Consider the following 1801-nt stretch of genomic DNA (forward strand, 5'->3'; position numbering starts at 1 on the left):
TGGCAACTCGTTAATTTCTCGTTTTGGGTTAGATGTAGATTTAAAAACAGCTCTCAAACAAAGTAAATGGAATATTGAGAGCTACAAACTTGCGGTTGCCACCTATAGAAATGTGGTTTCATAATTTTGGTTTACATAAAGTTTCATTTTCAAACTTTATTGTTAATAACCTAATTTTAATAATTCCATTTTCATATTTTACTTTGTTGTGTCATTGAGAAGCGGAAGATGGATTGTTGTGGGGACTCAAGCCATCCAGGAATATCATTTGACCAACGAAAAAAGTTGTTTTTAAGCAGTAGTTTGTTTTTACAAATCTACTGCTTTTTTAGTTTAATTTACTAAACTTTTTTTGTTGCTATGCCTCCTCAAAGTCCCCTTTCCAGCTTTGTAAAGTCGTACAATTCTATTTCAAGTGTCTTATTTGAATTTTGTATCCATTGTTCAAATTCCACAGGTGTTTTATAATTTAATTCCTTAACTGGTTTTTCTTCATTTATTAATCGTTTAATTTCTTTTAATTGTTTGTTTAAATCGGCTACATTTTTAATATCTTTTATGATATAATCGTTTTTCAAAACACCGTTTAGCTGTTCTGCCATGCCATTTTGAAGACAATTCTCAGCAATACTCATTTTTATTTGATTCTTAATCAATATATTCTTGTAAGCTTTTGATTTATATTGCGAGCCAGCATCAGAATGGTGAATGCAATTATTGATTCCTTTTCCTCGTAATTTTATAGCTTGTTTCAAAGTAATTATGGTATTTGTAGCCATCATAGTATCACTTCCATACAATCCAATTATTCGTTTGCTATACATGTCTTTTAGTGTGAATATATAATAGGTTTTGTCTTTCAAAATAAGATAAGTAATATCGCCAGCAATTACTTGATTTATATGATTTAATGTTAATCCATTGATTAAATTTGTGTCGATCTTTTCATAAAAACCATCTGTTGTTATTATTCTTTTTCGCTTTTGTTGGATGGTCAATCCGTATTTTGAAACTATTTTTTCAAATTTATTGATTCCAATATTATCAATTTTTAATTGATGATACATCGTTCTAGAACCCATTCTTCTATGCCTTTTTCGAACTTCTTTGATTTTTAAAATAGTGCTTTCTTCGATTTCTTCCCTTTTAATTCTTCCCTTCTTTTTCTTGTAATAAAATTGTCTAGAAAACCCGTTTGCTCCAAAAAAATCTTCCTTTGAAAACCTCCCAGCAATTACATTTAATCCTTTTTCAATTGCTGAGAGTTGAACTTTTTTTCAATATCAACTCCGATTTCTTCGCTTGCACTTTGAATGACAGCTTCCTTATAAATTATTTGCAATTGTTGTTTACCAATAACCCTTTCTAATTCGGCAACTCTTCGCATTAATTCCAAAGTTTTTGCCTCTTCGCTTATTTTCTCAATTACAATACGTTCCGTTTTCGAATAATTTTTACCATACTTTAAAAGCCATTTACGAACGGATGTTTGGGTAACTTCATACATCTTGCAAACATCTGAAACTTTCATCTTGCCGTGCTCTATCAATGCAACTTTCTCTTTTTTGAATTCTGTACTAAAGGTGCGTCTCATTTTACTAATTTTTTCCATAAATTTACACTTTTAAAAAAGTTTTCAACCAAACTTTGTGTAAACTTATTTCATGAGACCACATGCGAAAAACTGAAAACTGAAAACTAAACACTGAACTCTTTCTAAAGAACCAACTTCTCCTTCATTTTCTCCACAATATTAAACGCCGCTGGACAAATCGCTACGTTTAGTAACGTTAAATCGGTG

2 protein-coding genes and 1 pseudogene are annotated in these 1801 nt (G+C 30.5%); all 3 read right to left on the reverse strand.

Annotated features, from left to right (window positions below; translation table 11 throughout):
* Nucleotides 1-368: 368 nt before the first annotated feature.
* A complete protein-coding gene (locus tag ACTF56_RS12975) occupies nt 369-1082 on the reverse strand; it encodes a transposase (protein ID WP_438967335.1) in 714 nt (237 codons plus the stop codon).
* A 158-nt stretch (nt 1083-1240) separates the two neighbouring features.
* Complete coding sequence (locus ACTF56_RS12980) at nt 1241-1612, reverse strand: transposase (protein ID WP_438967336.1); 372 nt, start codon at nt 1610-1612, stop codon at nt 1241-1243.
* A gap of 104 nt (nt 1613-1716) precedes the next feature.
* Nucleotides 1717-1801: pseudogene (locus ACTF56_RS12985) on the reverse strand (YkgJ family cysteine cluster protein); the annotation flags it as partial.

Source organism: Flavobacterium sp. (genome assembly GCF_965657075.1).
Classification (GTDB): domain Bacteria; phylum Bacteroidota; class Bacteroidia; order Flavobacteriales; family Flavobacteriaceae; genus Flavobacterium.